Here is a 14,287-nt window from a genome sequence, read left to right on the forward strand (position 1 = left end):
ATCAAAGAAGGGCTGAAGTTTATGATCGATAAAGTATCTAATGTGAATAATCAAATCCCTGATTTGAAAGTAAATCAAGTAGAAGGTGTACAAAAGCTTAAAGATCCATCACCTGACCAGCAAGACCAGCTAGAGAAAAAATTATCAAAGGAGCAGGTTGAAAAAGTCACGAAAAGTATGAATGACTTTCTAAATGCTTCGAATACCCAGTTAGTATTCAAGTTTCATGATAAACTAAAAGAGTACTATGTGGAGATCGTTGATGAAAATACCAATCAGGTAGTGAAAGAAATTCCGCCAAAGAAGCTTCTGGATATTTATGCTGCCATGAAGGACTATCTCGGACTGCTTGTCGATAAAAAAGTGTAAATCTCATTTTTTTCAAGCATTCAAATAGAGTATAATGAATTTACAGCGGAAGGTTTCCGCTGTTTTTCATTCAATAGTTAAACTTATTTTTGCATTGACCGATACTATTAAAAAAGTGTTCAAAGGAGTTCGGAAACGATGATGCGAATTAACGATATAAAGTACGGTATCAATCCTTATCAACATCAAATAAATCGTCACAAAACGAATCCGAATACCGCATCCGGCGGAGATGTGGTAGACATTTCGGCTAACGGCAAGGAAATCTATCAAGCGATGAAATCAGATCAAGCTGACCGGCAGAAACGGATTGAACAATTGAAACAGCAAATTTCTGCTGGCACGTATAAGATCGATAGTCAGAAGGTTGCGGATAAAATGATCGAGTTTTGGCAGAAGTAAACAGGTGTATGATTATGGAACCGATTATAAAGTTGAAACAAACATTGATAGCTATGGTGGGTGTACATGAGCAGCTGCTGGACTTGGCGTACCAAAAAAGGACGATTCTTGTGGAAGGAAAAACCGCAGAATTGCAAATGATCACGAGCAAAGAAACGAAATGTACGGAACTCATCAGTCAACTTGAAGACGAGCGGAAACAGGCTGTAAAGGGATTCTTGGCACAAAAAGGATTTATCCTGGATTCCATCACCATGGATCAAGTTCTGCATATGCTTGATGATTCTGAGGACAAGCAGCTTCTTTCGACAATGACCATACGACTCAAGAATGTCGTTGAGAAACTAAAATATATCAATCAAAATAATCAGGAACTCATTAAGATGTCGCTATCCTATATCCAGTATTCGATCAATATTTTCATGCCGAAAGAACCATCAGTTGGGTATGGGATGAAACAGCCTGCCCATTCTGCCAAACTTTTGGATGCGAAAATTTAAAGGACGGAGGAAAGAGAATGAGTTCTACCTTTATGGGGCTGGAGCTGGGGAAAAGAGCTCTATACGCCCAGCAGGCTGCCTTAAATACGACAGGACATAATATTGCAAATGCGAATACAAATGGTTACACCCGCCAGCGTGCTGAAATGCAGGCAACCCCGGCTATTCCTTACCCGGGAATGAATGCAGCAGCCGGACCGGCACAGCTGGGAACAGGCGTGGAAGTCAATAAAATTTCAAGATTAAGAGAAGATTATTTGGATGTACAATATCGCGGGCAAAACAAAGATTTAGGCTATTATGAAGCAAAGTCAGATACCTATACGAAAATTGAAGAACTATTCAAAGAACCGTCAGATACCGGCATTGCCAATGCCATGGATCAGTTTTGGCAAGGTTGGGAAGAACTTTCTAAGAGTCCCGATAGTTCGGCAGCCCGAGCGGTCGTTCGGCAGCGCGGTGTAGCTTTAACAGAAGCTTTTCAATATGCAAATGATTCATTGAACCAAATGACATCAGACATAAACAATGTCATTTCTGTAGATGTAAACAATATCAATTCCATTGCCAAACAAATTAGTGATCTAAATGATCAAATTGCCCGGCTCGTGCCAAATAACTATGAACCAAATGATTTGTATGACAAACGGGATGTCCTGATTGACCAATTATCCAAATTGGTAAATGTCGATGTCAAGCCATCAAGCGGAGGCAATGGTATGGTTGATGTGTTTGTCAGCGGACAGGCTTTGGTTCAAGGTCAGGCGTCCAATTCGATGAGTTATACATCAAATAATAATATCATCCAAGTTTCGATCGGTAATAACCCGATCGGTCTCCAATCCGGTGAACTGCTTGGAAGGATCGAGGCCGTAACGAAGATCATTCCCGGGATTCAAGATGAAATGAACCAGCTGGAGAATGCTTTTGTTGCAAAAGTAAATGAATTACATAAATCGGGGCTTACGATGGATGATATCGCCAATCAGACGAAAACCCCGCCTGTTACACAAACAGATCAATTGGATTTTTTCACAAAGGATAATGGAAACTGGGTTGTTAACCCGGCCATCATGCAATCACTCAATAAAATAGCAGCTGCTACAAAAGCCTCGGTTGGAGATGGAAGCAATGCGCAAGCGATTGCAGATATTAAATCCACGATATTAACAATCAATAATTCCAGTACAACCGCCGGTGATTTTTATCAAAATATCATTGGCCAGTTGGGAGTCGATTCACAGCAGGCACAGCGGATGCAGGAAAACACCCAAACCTTGCTAAATCAAGTGGATAACCGAAGGCAGTCTATTTCCGGAGTGTCAATGGACGAAGAAATGACGAATATGATCCGCTTTCAACAAGCCTATAATGCTGCAGCACGAATCGTTACGACCATGGATGAGGTGCTCGATAAAGTGATTAATGGAATGGGAGCAACCCGTTAATAAAAGTTAGTCTAAGGAGGTGCTTTTGATGAGGATTACCCAAAACATTATGAGTCAAACACTGCTCTCCAATTTGCAAACAAACTACCAGAAGCTGGAGCAAATCCAGGAACAGCTTTCTAGTGGGAAGAAAATTAATAAACCTTCCGATAATCCGGTTTCGACTGTAAGGGCTATGTATTATCAAACATCCTTAAATGAAATCGATCAATATAAACGAAATGTTAGTGACGGAACGAGCTGGATGCAAACCACTGATGATGCCCTAGATCAAGTGACACAGGTGCTGCAGCGGGTTCGTGAATTGACCGTCCAAGCCGGAAATAGTACGAATAACCCAAATGACTTAAATGCCATAGGTTCAGAAATTTCGCAACTGAAGGAACATCTCGGCGAAGTGGCTAATTCTGAAATTGGTGGAAGATATGTTTTTGCAGGAACAGATACGAAAACACCGCCATATGACACATCCAAGAAAGAATTTACCAATACGAATCAGCAGCCCATCAATTACCAAGTCGGAAAAGGGACATCTGTTCAAATAAATGTAAGCGGTGTGGATGTGTTCCAATATGACGGAGGTTTGTTTAACCTGCTTGAAACCATCGCTTCATCAATTAAAGCCGGTAACAATCCTGCGGATCAATTGAAAAATATTGATGATCAAATTGATAATGTTCTCACCCTTCGTTCGGATTTGGGAGCCCGAATGAATCGAATGGATTTAAGTAGCTCCCGGTTAGACGGTCTCGAGCAATCCACTGACAATTTAATGTCAAATGAAGTGAATGTGGATATTGCCAAAGCCTATACCGAATTTGCCGAACAACAAAGTGTCTATACTGCTGCCTTACAGGTCGGGGCGAAAATCATCCAGCCGAGCCTCGTCGACTTTTTGCGTTAATCGATGAACTGCCTATTTATAGCGCAGTTTTTTTTTTTTGAATTTTTTTAATCAAAAATAGTTATTTTTTACTATAATTAGGGTAGAAAACAAATGTGGGAAGGGGCAAGAATTTTGTATCCGAAGATCAATCAGAATATTACCATTCAATTATTCAACCAGGACCTGTTATGGAAGTCTATGGTTGCCGAAATAGGAGATGAGGAATTATTCATTAGTTTCCCGATGGATCATACTATAAATGGTCTGCTGCAAAATGGAACGATCCTTCAGGTCAGCTATACGGCAAATGAGAGCAAATATACATTTACTTCTGAAATCATCGGAAGGAAAATAGAAACGATTCCTTTGCTTAGGTTAAAGAAACCGCTTGAAACACAAATTGCAAAAATCCAGCAAAGAGAAAATTTTCGCGTCAATGCCAATTTGCGTCTTATTTTACAAGAAAGAGAAGTAAGAACGCTTAATATTAGTGCTGGCGGGTTGTTATGTTCTTGTCATATGGATTTGCCACTAGTAGAAAGAGAGGAAGTATCTGGGACCATCTTTGTTCCAAATGTTACAAATAACGAAGCCTCACCCCTTTCATTTAAAGGAGAGATTACCCGTATCCATTTGATAAAAGAGCTGGATCGACAGAATGTAGCGGTGAAATTTATTCGGCTGGATCCGCAAGATCAGAAGAAAATCGTCCAATTTTGTTTTGAAAAGCAACGGCAGCTAAGAATGAAAGAACGGGGGCTGCGAAGATAAAGCAATCAAATCCTCTTTTGCAAAAGAGGATTTTTTACAAGTCTTATATAAAATTATTTTGATATACCCATAAATAAAAACTACGAATCGAATGAGTATAATGGATAAACCTTGATCAAACATATATTTTAAAATTAGTGCCATTCGGATAAACTGTATATATTAGTAAACCAGGAGGAATCGTATGGGTTTGAAATCTGCACTCTTTGACATGAAAGAAGCGATGATGAATCAACAAGTAGAATTGGCAGATGAAGCTTTTATTCATGAGCTAGAAACGAAGTATCAACTAAGAGCTGGATCCTTGGTATCGTATTTTAATCAATTGATGATGATGAAAATGCAAAATCAAAATCGTGAAAACCAGCCGGGTGATCATACGAAAAAAATAAACCGCAAATGGACCAAAGTCGAAATTGAGTTCATGTTTCAATATATTACCGAACGGCAAGAAGAATGGGGTGCCAACATTACAGAAATCTTGGATGAAGTGGCTAAGCTTTTAGATCGCGGTTATCAGTCCGTCAATTATAAATATTACGCACTGATGAAGTCTAAAAATAAGACAAGCCATCATCAAAATGATCTTCAATTTACAACTATCAGTCAAACGGACCTTCCTGTTTTGTCTGCTGAAGTAATGGAGGATTCCTTGAGTTTACCAGAAAAGGCCTCAGAAGAGCCGTCACAAGAAGAAGATTTATTAGATATCTTGTCGGGATTAATAGCAAATGTTGAGAAGCTCCCAGGAATGAACCTGAATGAATTGTTAAGAAGTTTATATCAACTGACCAACATGGCATTACAAAATCAAGATGCGCTTCAGGAAATGGAGAGCATGAAATCGAAAGTTCATCAGGAGAAAGAGGCCCTGCAAGAAAAACTAGCAAAGAAAGAACAACAATTACTGCTGGAGAAAAAGCGCAATGATGAACTGCAGTCAGAGGTTGCCCAATTGGCGAAGGAAATCATGGCATTTAATCAGTTGGGAGATGCAGCAAAAATTCAAAACTTGAAAGCCTATAATCAAAGACTTAACTATATTATTGATGGATTTGGATTGGTTCTCAAAATTGGCAGTTAAAAATGCGCTTAACTTTTATATCTTTTACCCGATAATATCTATAAAACCGGCTAAAAGGAGAATCATGCATGGCTTTTGGAAATCCGTATCAAACCTATCAAAAACAAGCAGTTACTACATCAAAACCTGAAGAATTAACATATATGTTATATCAGGGATTGGTTAAATTTATTCGCTTGGCGAAAATATCCATACAAAACAAGAAATTGCCAGAATCCCATCATTATAATATAAAAGCACAAGATATTTTGACTGAATTAATGGCGACTTTAAACAAAGATTATGACGTGGCCGATTCCTTGTTTCCGCTATATGATTATATGAAACGTCGCCTAATTGAAGCCAATATGAAAAAGAATGTGGAAATATTAGAAGAAGTAGAAGGATTTGCGAAAGAGCTATCAGAAACATGGGCAGCTGCCATGAAGCTAAGCACGAAGGGTTAACCAACATGATCGTTCAATTGTTAGAAACCATCCATCAAGTGACCCTTTCAATGGAAATGGCGATAAAAGAAGGAAATATTACAGAATTTGATCGGTTCATTAACTCGCGTCAAGAATTAATGGATCAAGTGGATGAATATCGTTTAAGCAATCCTAACCATCAATATTCTCCAGAAGAGAGAAAAATCCTAGAAAAAATCTTGCGCATTGATCAAAATTTAACACCAACAATAGAAGAGCAGCTAAACGAAACCTATTCGGTTTTAAATCTAATAAGGAAATCAAAACAAGTTTCGAAGTATCGGCCTTACATGAAACAACTAAACGGGGCTTTTATCGATCGAAAAAAATAATCAAATCTGAATGCGTGTGTCCGCTAACCGATTGTGAGACCACGCTTTTTTTTATGACTAGAGTTTCTTGAAATGTAAGTAATATAATTATAATGTTTCAGTAAAGTTTGTAAATAGGTTTGTAGAAAATTATCAAAATTTAAATTTTCATGTGTGTTATTGCAAAAAAATGTTGAATTATGTAATACTTATAGAGATGCCATTATTTATATGGCATATTTTACTATCTAAGAATTCAGAAAAGGGGAAACTAAATGAAATTCACAATTTTCCTTAAGACTTCTTTTCAAAAAGCTGGATGGCAGTAAATCCGATTTCTTACTTCTATGAGGGCTTTAATTTTATGCTGATCCAATTAGGCTAGTAACCTAAAATTATTCATATAGCAGAGAGGAAGATCGATATGGCCCGACAAAAATGGAAGCCAAAAGAAACTATAATTGGTAATGTTTACGATTTCCTGGCATATAAACAAAGGAAACCCTTCTTCCAAAAACCGATGAAAATAACGGTGAAGACACCTGCAAATGACACCTATTATATGTTGAAAAATGTCGTTTATAAGGATAAACAAATTCTTGCGTTGAAGAAAGAAACGGATCCTGACAGCATTATTTTAGTAGAAGCGAAAATAAAAGATGGTCAGCTCAAATATATTTCCATGCTTCCTGATGATGATTTGGGTGATTTAAGTGGGATGTTGAAAGGAACGATTTAGCATTCAAAATTGAAGTGGAGAAAGGGGCATGTTTGATGAAAATTATTGACGATTCCTTCATCAAAACAGGACAAATTCATACGTTAAACCGGAATCTGCAAACAGCAAGCACATCTCAGACAGGCAGCCTATTTGCATCCATATTAAATCAACTGCTGCTTGAAACAGAAAATGCGGCATCCAGCCAATCTTCATTCCATACATACACACCTATTTCAGAAAATTTGTTTGGCGCAAATACAGGGCTTGGCTCTATGCTCGCCAATATTGGTTTCATGATAGACAATTCGGATTTGGACAGTATTTCTGCAGTTCCTACCCCGTCTGAACAAGTCAGCGACACTTCACCGCCAAGCATTGCTGCTTCCGATACATTGAATGATATGCCCATCAATGGTAGTCAAGATCTTCATTTTCGTTCGATCAGTCCGAAAGAATTGAATCAAGTACTAGATGGGAAACTCGAAGGAATGGGGCAGGTCTTCATTCAGGCAGGAAAGCTTTATAATGTCGATCCGGCTCTTCTTGCTGCTATTTCTCAGCATGAAACGGGTAATGGTAAATCACATACGGCCTATGAAAAGAATAATGTAGCCGGCATGATGGGAGCAAATGGGTTAAAATCCTATTCATCAGTAGAAGCCAGCATTATGGATATGGCTCGTAATATTAGCAAGAACTATTTGCAAAAGGGATTAACAAGCATCGCGAAAATTGGTGCCAAGTATGCTCCAATTGGTGCTGACAATGATCCGACAGGTCTCAATCATGATTGGGTAACAGGAGTCACAAAGTACTATCATCAATTGAGAGTATAAAATTTAAAAATGGTAGATACATCAGTCCTATTTATAGTATAGTTTAATAGTATGTCAACAAATTTGATGTATTTTGAACCAATCAAACACGTAAAAGAAATACGATGGAGGGATCAGCAAGATGAACACTATTAATCTCTTGCAATTGGCATTAGATGCTTCAAGTTTGCGTCAACAAGTCATCTCCAATAATTTGGCGAATGCGGAAACGCCGGGATATAAAGCGAAGCAAGTTGTTTTTGAAGACATTTTGAGACAAAAGCTCGCTGGACAGTCAAATTTCACTGGGAAACAAACAGATCCCCGTCATATTCCGATTGGCAGCCCACCTGCGATCCCGTCGGCCCAAATTGTTGCCAACAATGATACCGTCATGCAAAATAACGGGAACAATGTGGATGTTGACCAAGAGATGACCCAAATGGGGAAAAATGCTCTTTGGTATTATGCATTAATTGAACAGTTAAATAGTCAGTTTCAGCAATTATCGATCGCCATCACAGGAAGGAGTTAAAGAAGATGTTTGATTCATTAAATATTAGTGCATCAGCTTTAACAGCCCAGCGACTAAGGATGGATGTTGCCTCCTCCAATATTGCCAATGCCCAAACAACCCGCGGAACATATGTGAACGGGAAATGGGAGCCATACCGCCGTAAAATGGTGGTTATGGAGCCAAGAGGGAATTCATTTGATCAAATTTTGCAAGGACATTTCGAAAATCAGTCCCAGTCTGCTTTGCAAGGAGTAAGAGTGACGGGAATCGTTGATGATCCAACCCCATTCAATAAAGTATATGATCCGACAAATCCCGATGCGGATGCTAGCGGATATGTGTCTATGCCAAATGTCGATATATCGAAGGAAATGGTCGATTTATTAGCTGCTTCCAGATCATATGAAGCAAATGTTACTGCTTTTAATACAGGAAAATCGATGATGGTAAAAGCATTAGAAATAGGTCGTTAGGAGGAAATTAGATGAATATTGCTGGAATAGGTAATGGAACTATCAAAATCAATCAAAATCCATTTCAAAAAGTCCAAACTAGTAACTCCAATACTTCGTTTGCAAATGTTTTGCAAGGTTATTTGCAAAATGTGGATAGTACCGTTAAGCAGGCAGATGACTTAACAACGAAATTGGCAGCTGGAGAAGTAGATAATCTTCATGATGTGATGATTGCGTCAGAAAAAGCAAAGTTAGCTTTGGAACTCACGGTCACCATGAGAGATAAAGCAGTTGAAGCATATCAAGATATCATGCGGATGCAGATTTGATAGAAAGCGTGGCAAGGTGAGAAATGAATCGATCATGGACAGATCAATTGAAGAATATGAAAGAGCGCTTCAGTGATTATTGGAAGGCTCGCAGTTCAAAACAAAAGTGGATGATTATCGGGACCTTTTTATTTCTGGTTGTTGCCCTTTCAATCTTTACATATATCATGTCCCGACCGCAATATGTCCCATTGTATACAGGACAATTGTCACAACGGGAAGTGGGGGACATAAAGGCTGAATTGGATAAGGAAGGATTTACGAATTATCAAATTTCCAACAACGGTACGATGATCCTTGTGCCGCAAAAGAATGCAGCCGATTTGGTAGTCAGTCTTGCTTCAAAAGGCTACCCGAAGGATAACAGTATCAATTACGATGTTTTTAGCAATAATCTTACATTTGGTGCAACAGACAGGCAATACAATATTCTGGAACGACAGGCTATGCAAAACCAAGTAGCAGAAGTATTGAAGCATGTTGACGGGATCAAAAATGCAGATGTGATTTTGACATTACCTGAGAATTCCGTTTTTGTGCGCCAAGAAGACCAGCCAAAAGCGACTGCTTCTGTCATGGTTGAAGTGGAGCCTGGCACCCAATTAAGTGAAGGACAAATTCGTGCATTGTATACATTAGTTTCCCGCAGTGTACCAAATCTTCCGGTACAGAACATCTCCATTATGAACCAATATAGTGAGGAGTTAACGCTAAAAAGTTCAAGTGATGATGATGGTACACTGAGTAAATATGACGAGCAGCAGAAGATTCAGCAGAATGTCCAGCACGATATTCAACAAAATCTGCAAAATTTATTAAGTACAGTTCTTGGTACGAACAAAGTATATGTACAGACATTTGTCAAAATGAATTTTGATAAAGTCAAAACAGAAGAAAAATTAGTCCAACCGACCGATAAAAATAATAACGGGATTGTCATCAGTTCGGACAAACATAAGATTTCTTCAAAAGGGACTGGAATAAATACAGGCGGTGTAGTCGGAACCGGCTCAAGCGATGTCCCAGGCTATACCGGAACAACTGCAGGCGGCAATAATACGTACGATGAAACAGAAGATAAAGTGAACTATGAAGTCAATCATATCAATAACACGATTATTAAAGCTCCGTACGAAATTCAAGACATTACCATCAATGTTGGGGTTCAGCCTGATGATCCTAAGGCCAATACATTATCAAAAGCAACAGAAGATAATATTCGAAATATTGTTGCCAACACAGTACGAACCGCACTAGGACATCCCAATTTATCACAAAATGATATCGATCAGCGGGTTACGATCTTCCCGCATACATTTGCAGCAAATCAGCTTGCAGCAAGCTCAGGGCAGCAGAATGTGTGGAAAGATCATTGGCCTCTTATTGCTGGCTGTATTGCCGGAGGTGGACTGCTATTAGGCGGTTTGATCTGGTTTTTGAAGAAGAGAAGAAGAAAAGACGAAGCAGAGGAAGCTTATGAACCCCTTCTAGCGCCAGTTTCGAAGCCGATGGAAGAACCGGATTATTTCGCCGAACAAGATCTGTCGGTTGAAAAACAATTAAAGAAATTGCTGGATCAAAGACCTGAAGATTTCTCCAAAGTCATTCGAACTTGGATTAATGAAGAGGAGGTGTAATACCTATGGGTTCATCATTCAAGTTAAATGGCAGGCAAAAAGCTGCGATTTTGCTGATTTCCATGGGAAAGGAGGCTTCTTCAAAAGTCTTCAAGTATTTGCCGGAGGATGAAATTGACCAGCTTACCCTTGCAATCGCCAATATCCATAAAGTGGATGTGGAGGAAAAAGAAGCAGTGTTAAAGGAATTTCATAACATGTGTATTGCCCAGGATTATTTGGCGATCGGCGGCATTCAATATGCCCAGGATGTGTTGGAATCAGCACTTGGGAAGGATCGGGCAAAAGAGATTATTCAACGGCTGACGACCCAGCTTCAGGTGAAACCATTTGATTTTGCCCGCCGTATTGATGCAATGCAAATCTATCACTTCTTGCAAAATGAACATCCTCAGACCATTGCGCTTGTGCTGGCTCATTTAGAGCCACAACAAGCTTCCATGATTCTCTCTTCACTTCCAAGTGAACTTCAATCAGATGTGGCAAGACGAATTGCCCAGTTGGAACAAGCGTCTCCAGAGGTTATTAAGGAAGTAGAGATGATTTTGGAAAAGAAATTAGCCACAACCATCCGGCAAGATTTTACTGTAGTTGGCGGTATCGATTCCATTGTTGGTATTTTAAACGGTGTCGACCGCAGTACGGAGAAGAGCATTTTAGAACATTTGGAAATGACAGATCGAGATTTGGTAGAAGAAATCAAAAAGCGGATGTTTGTCTTTGAGGATATTATTAATTTGGATCGCCGGGCGATTCAGCGTGTCATACAGGAAGTCAGCAATCAGGATCTGCTTCTTGCATTGAAAGCAGCCAGCCCAGAAGTCAAGAAAGTGATCATGGAGAACATGTCCAAACGGATGTTCGAAACGTTCGAAGAAGATATGCAATATCTTGGACCGGTCCGTGTGAAAGATGTGGAAGAAGCGCAAGGACGAATTGTTTCTGTTATCCGACGCTTAGAGGATATTGGTGAGATTGTGATTTCCCGAGGTGGCGCAGATGAAATCCTACTCTAAAGTATTTAAAGCCTCCAACGTTTCCCAAGTGAAGGACGTGAAAGTCATCAGTCATCCCCTTATGGACCGAAAGAAAAGGGATGCTTGTGAAGAAAATGGAAACGGTGAAGCTGTAATAGGTGGTCCTGTCATGGAACAAGCGGGATCCATCATTGCACGAACGGAGGAAAAGGTTCGTTCCATGGAAGCTGCCGCTCGTGAAAAGATCAATCAATGGTGGGAAGATAACTACAAGAAATTAGAAATCCTGTCAGAAGAAGCGAAACAGCACGGATATGAGGAAGGGTTTGCGATTGGGAAACGGGAAGCAGAAGAGCAAATGAGGTTGAACTATCAGGCAAAAATCGCTCATGCTACACAGCTGATTGACCAAGCCTTTGAAGAGAAAGAAGCCATTATTTCCGAAGCTGAACCATTTTTACTCGAGTTAAGTACCGCCATTGCTTCGCAAATTATTAAACAGGAATTAACAGACCATCCCAATAAATTTGTGGAGGTGATCAAACAGCATATTCTTCGCTTTAAAGAAAAAGAGTATATTACTGTCTGTGTTCATCCGGACGATTATGAATTTATTCAAAGCCAAAGATTCTCTTTCGTTGAAGTCGTTAATGGCGAAACAGAGATCAAGATTATTCCGGACCATTCCGTAACGGAAAAAGGATGCATCATCCGAACAGCCTATGGCAGTATCGATGCAAGAATCGATACCCAAATGGAAGAAATTAAAAAAATCCTATTAGAAGCAAGAAGAAGGGAACAGGAAAGTGGAGTTCACAGCTGAAAAATATATCAAACTAATTCGGAATATAGATCCCGTCAGAGTCAATGGGAAAATTACACAAATTATCGGCTTAACGATTGAATCACAGGGTCCTGATGTTAGAATTGGCGAGTTGTGTTCCATTTATCCTGCTCAATCACAGGTTCCGATTCAGGCAGAGGTGGTCGGAATCAGGGAGAATAAAGTGTTGCTCATGCCTCTTGGCGAGGTACGCTCTATCGGTCCCGGCTGTGATGTAGTGGCAAGTGGCAAGCCAATGGGGGTAAAGGCCGGATTCCAATTACTAGGAAGAATCTTGGATGGGTTGGGACGCCCAATGGATGGCAAGCCTCTGCCGTTCGGATTAGAAGAAGTGCCCACTTATTCGAATCCTCCAAACCCGCTGCAAAGACCTAGGATTCATTCTCCTTTAAGTGTGGGCGTTAGAACGATTGACGGTTTATTAACCATGGGCAAGGGGCAAAGAATTGGTATTTTTGCCGGAAGCGGTGTTGGTAAAAGTACGCTGTTAGGGATGGTTTCCCGCAATACGGCCGCAGATGTCAACGTCATTGCATTGATCGGTGAGAGGGGCCGGGAGGTTCTTGACTTTATAGAACAAAACCTTGGGGAAGAAGGGTTGAAAAAATCAGTCGTCATTGTCGCAACTTCTGATCAGCCCGCGCTGATCCGCATAAAAGGGGCTTTAACAGCAACAGCGATTGCTGAATATTTTCGCGATCAAGGGAAAGATGTCTTGCTAGTGATGGATTCCGTAACCCGCTTTGCCATGGCCCAGCGTGAAATCGGCTTGGCTATTGGGGAGCCTCCGACAACAAAGGGCTACACTCCGTCCGTCTTTGCCATGCTTCCTCAACTGTTAGAGAGAGCAGGGACCGGACCGAAGGGGTCGATCTCGGCCATTTATACAGTACTTGTCGATGGTGACGATATGAATGAACCGATTGCCGATGCGGTTAGAGGCATTTTGGATGGGCATATTGTCCTAAACCGCAGCATTGCCGCTAAAGGGATTTTTCCTGCTATCGATGTGTTAAACAGTGCAAGCCGGGTCATGACAGAAATTACATCGGATGATCATCAGCATGCTGCCCGTGTATTCAAACAATTATTGGCTTCTTATCATGAAGCGGAAGATTTAATTAATATCGGAGCTTATAAAAAAGGTGCAAGTCGTGAAATTGATGCATCCGTTCGGCTTAAACCCATCATGGACAATTTTTTGCGCCAGGGGATTTATGAATCGTCTCAATTAGAAGAAGCCAAATCCTATTTAATTTCACAATTTGGAGCGATGATGTGATGAAATTTCAATTTCCTTACCAAAAAGTGCTGGATGTGAAAGAAAAAGAGAAAGTATTAGCGGAGCAGGAATTTAGTAGTATTAAAGCGCGTGCAATGGAACTACAAGAGCAGCTTGAAGGTCTCGAGCAAGTAAAGGAACAGACCTTTCATCAATATAATGAATTTCAACGAAAAACCGTATGGGAAATGATCGAGTTTCAACAAGAAATTGAATTTTTAAATCAGCAGACAAAACGTCTGGAACACGAGTCACAGAAATTGTTGAAAGAAGTTGAACAAAAACAGCAAATGCTGATCGAAAAAACACAGGAAGCTAAAATGTGGAATCAATGGAAATCGAAAACGCTAAAGGCTTTTCAAAAGCAAATGGAACAACAAGAGCAAGCCATATTTGATGAAATGGCTGTGATCCGCCATTTCCGCAAGATTTAATAAAATTTTTTTGATAGAAACATAGATTGTAAAGCAAA

The 14,287-nt window shown here is 39.9% G+C and carries 19 protein-coding genes; all 19 read left to right on the plus strand.

Annotation, left to right across the window (positions count from 1 at the left end; all coding sequences use genetic code 11):
• Nucleotides 1-21 precede the first annotated feature (21 nt).
• The 19 genes from flaG (at nt 22) to BFU02S_RS04125 (ending at nt 14,249) form a co-directional block, all read left to right on the plus strand.
• Complete coding sequence (flaG, locus tag BFU02S_RS04035; RefSeq protein WP_066366955.1) at nt 22-369, plus strand: flagellar protein FlaG; 348 nt, start codon at nt 22-24, stop codon at nt 367-369.
• A gap of 138 nt (nt 370-507) precedes the next feature.
• On the plus strand, nt 508-771 hold the full coding sequence (gene flgM, locus BFU02S_RS04040) for a flagellar biosynthesis anti-sigma factor FlgM (RefSeq protein ID WP_084360979.1): 264 nt from the start codon (nt 508-510) through the stop codon (nt 769-771).
• Between the two features lie 14 nt (nt 772-785).
• Nucleotides 786-1,271, plus strand: coding sequence for a flagellar protein FlgN (locus BFU02S_RS04045; RefSeq protein ID WP_066366957.1), 486 nt, complete (start codon nt 786-788; stop codon nt 1,269-1,271).
• Nucleotides 1,272-1,288: 17 nt separating this feature from the next.
• Nucleotides 1,289-2,719, plus strand: a complete 1,431-nt coding sequence (flgK, locus tag BFU02S_RS04050; RefSeq protein ID WP_066366959.1) for a flagellar hook-associated protein FlgK — start codon at nt 1,289-1,291, stop codon at nt 2,717-2,719.
• A gap of 28 nt (nt 2,720-2,747) precedes the next feature.
• Nucleotides 2,748-3,623: a flagellar hook-associated protein FlgL gene (gene flgL, locus BFU02S_RS04055; protein ID WP_066366961.1), complete on the plus strand. Its 876-nt coding sequence runs from the start codon at nt 2,748-2,750 to the stop codon at nt 3,621-3,623.
• A gap of 114 nt (nt 3,624-3,737) precedes the next feature.
• The gene (locus tag BFU02S_RS04060; RefSeq protein ID WP_169797570.1) at nt 3,738-4,376 is read left to right on the plus strand and encodes a flagellar brake protein; all 639 of its coding nucleotides are present in this window, start codon (nt 3,738-3,740) and stop codon (nt 4,374-4,376) included.
• 184 nt (nt 4,377-4,560) lie between these two features.
• Entirely contained in the window at nt 4,561-5,460 is a 900-nt protein-coding gene (locus tag BFU02S_RS04065) for a hypothetical protein (protein ID WP_066366964.1), read from the plus strand.
• Nucleotides 5,461-5,528: 68 nt separating this feature from the next.
• On the plus strand, nt 5,529-5,906 hold the full coding sequence (gene fliS, locus BFU02S_RS04070) for a flagellar export chaperone FliS (protein ID WP_066366966.1): 378 nt from the start codon (nt 5,529-5,531) through the stop codon (nt 5,904-5,906).
• A 5-nt stretch (nt 5,907-5,911) separates the two neighbouring features.
• Nucleotides 5,912-6,259 (plus strand): flagellar protein FliT, encoded by a 348-nt coding sequence (gene fliT, locus BFU02S_RS04075; protein ID WP_066366968.1) that lies wholly within the window; start codon nt 5,912-5,914, stop codon nt 6,257-6,259.
• 403 nt (nt 6,260-6,662) lie between these two features.
• Nucleotides 6,663-6,977 (plus strand): hypothetical protein, encoded by a 315-nt coding sequence (locus tag BFU02S_RS04080; protein WP_066366969.1) that lies wholly within the window; start codon nt 6,663-6,665, stop codon nt 6,975-6,977.
• A 35-nt stretch (nt 6,978-7,012) separates the two neighbouring features.
• On the plus strand, nt 7,013-7,795 hold the full coding sequence (locus BFU02S_RS04085) for a glucosaminidase domain-containing protein (protein ID WP_066366970.1): 783 nt from the start codon (nt 7,013-7,015) through the stop codon (nt 7,793-7,795).
• A 121-nt stretch (nt 7,796-7,916) separates the two neighbouring features.
• Nucleotides 7,917-8,309, plus strand: a complete 393-nt coding sequence (flgB, locus tag BFU02S_RS04090; protein WP_066366971.1) for a flagellar basal body rod protein FlgB — start codon at nt 7,917-7,919, stop codon at nt 8,307-8,309.
• Between the two features lie 5 nt (nt 8,310-8,314).
• Nucleotides 8,315-8,764: a flagellar basal body rod protein FlgC gene (gene flgC / locus BFU02S_RS04095; protein WP_066366972.1), complete on the plus strand. Its 450-nt coding sequence runs from the start codon at nt 8,315-8,317 to the stop codon at nt 8,762-8,764.
• 11 nt (nt 8,765-8,775) lie between these two features.
• Nucleotides 8,776-9,075, plus strand: coding sequence for a flagellar hook-basal body complex protein FliE (fliE, locus tag BFU02S_RS04100; RefSeq protein ID WP_066366977.1), 300 nt, complete (start codon nt 8,776-8,778; stop codon nt 9,073-9,075).
• Between the two features lie 23 nt (nt 9,076-9,098).
• Nucleotides 9,099-10,712 carry a flagellar basal-body MS-ring/collar protein FliF gene (fliF, locus tag BFU02S_RS04105; RefSeq protein ID WP_066366978.1) on the plus strand — a complete coding sequence of 538 codons (1,614 nt, stop codon included), beginning with the start codon at nt 9,099-9,101 and terminating at the stop codon, nt 10,710-10,712.
• Between the two features lie 5 nt (nt 10,713-10,717).
• On the plus strand, nt 10,718-11,728 hold the full coding sequence (fliG, locus tag BFU02S_RS04110) for a flagellar motor switch protein FliG (RefSeq protein ID WP_066366979.1): 1,011 nt from the start codon (nt 10,718-10,720) through the stop codon (nt 11,726-11,728).
• The gene (locus BFU02S_RS04115) at nt 11,712-12,512 is read left to right on the plus strand and encodes a FliH/SctL family protein (RefSeq protein ID WP_066366981.1); all 801 of its coding nucleotides are present in this window, start codon (nt 11,712-11,714) and stop codon (nt 12,510-12,512) included. Before fliG ends, BFU02S_RS04115 begins: the two co-directional genes overlap by 17 nt.
• A complete protein-coding gene (gene fliI / locus BFU02S_RS04120) occupies nt 12,496-13,815 on the plus strand; it encodes a flagellar protein export ATPase FliI (protein WP_066366983.1) in 1,320 nt (439 codons plus the stop codon). The genes BFU02S_RS04115 and fliI overlap by 17 nt, the downstream gene beginning before the upstream one ends.
• Entirely contained in the window at nt 13,815-14,249 is a 435-nt protein-coding gene (locus BFU02S_RS04125) for a flagellar export protein FliJ (RefSeq protein WP_066366984.1), read from the plus strand. The genes fliI and BFU02S_RS04125 overlap by 1 nt, the downstream gene beginning before the upstream one ends.
• Nucleotides 14,250-14,287: the final 38 nt, after the last annotated feature.

This window comes from Neobacillus fumarioli NBRC 102428, from assembly GCF_001591485.1.
In the GTDB taxonomy this organism is placed as follows: Bacteria; Bacillota; Bacilli; order Bacillales; family Cytobacillaceae; genus Neobacillus; species Neobacillus fumarioli.

Coding starts and splice junctions, on each gene's coding strand:
- flaG (WP_066366955.1), top strand. CDS start 22: ATGATCGATAAAGTATCTAATGTGAATAATCAAATCCCTGATTTGAAA.
- flgM (WP_084360979.1), top strand. CDS start 508: ATGATGCGAATTAACGATATAAAGTACGGTATCAATCCTTATCAACAT.
- BFU02S_RS04045 (WP_066366957.1), top strand. CDS start 786: ATGGAACCGATTATAAAGTTGAAACAAACATTGATAGCTATGGTGGGT.
- flgK (WP_066366959.1), top strand. CDS start 1,289: ATGAGTTCTACCTTTATGGGGCTGGAGCTGGGGAAAAGAGCTCTATAC.
- flgL (WP_066366961.1), top strand. CDS start 2,748: ATGAGGATTACCCAAAACATTATGAGTCAAACACTGCTCTCCAATTTG.
- BFU02S_RS04065 (WP_066366964.1), top strand. CDS start 4,561: ATGGGTTTGAAATCTGCACTCTTTGACATGAAAGAAGCGATGATGAAT.
- fliS (WP_066366966.1), top strand. CDS start 5,529: ATGGCTTTTGGAAATCCGTATCAAACCTATCAAAAACAAGCAGTTACT.
- fliT (WP_066366968.1), top strand. CDS start 5,912: ATGATCGTTCAATTGTTAGAAACCATCCATCAAGTGACCCTTTCAATG.
- BFU02S_RS04080 (WP_066366969.1), top strand. CDS start 6,663: ATGGCCCGACAAAAATGGAAGCCAAAAGAAACTATAATTGGTAATGTT.
- BFU02S_RS04085 (WP_066366970.1), top strand. CDS start 7,013: ATGAAAATTATTGACGATTCCTTCATCAAAACAGGACAAATTCATACG.
- flgB (WP_066366971.1), top strand. CDS start 7,917: ATGAACACTATTAATCTCTTGCAATTGGCATTAGATGCTTCAAGTTTG.
- flgC (WP_066366972.1), top strand. CDS start 8,315: ATGTTTGATTCATTAAATATTAGTGCATCAGCTTTAACAGCCCAGCGA.
- fliE (WP_066366977.1), top strand. CDS start 8,776: ATGAATATTGCTGGAATAGGTAATGGAACTATCAAAATCAATCAAAAT.
- fliF (WP_066366978.1), top strand. CDS start 9,099: ATGAATCGATCATGGACAGATCAATTGAAGAATATGAAAGAGCGCTTC.
- fliG (WP_066366979.1), top strand. CDS start 10,718: ATGGGTTCATCATTCAAGTTAAATGGCAGGCAAAAAGCTGCGATTTTG.
- BFU02S_RS04115 (WP_066366981.1), top strand. CDS start 11,712: ATGAAATCCTACTCTAAAGTATTTAAAGCCTCCAACGTTTCCCAAGTG.
- BFU02S_RS04125 (WP_066366984.1), top strand. CDS start 13,815: ATGAAATTTCAATTTCCTTACCAAAAAGTGCTGGATGTGAAAGAAAAA.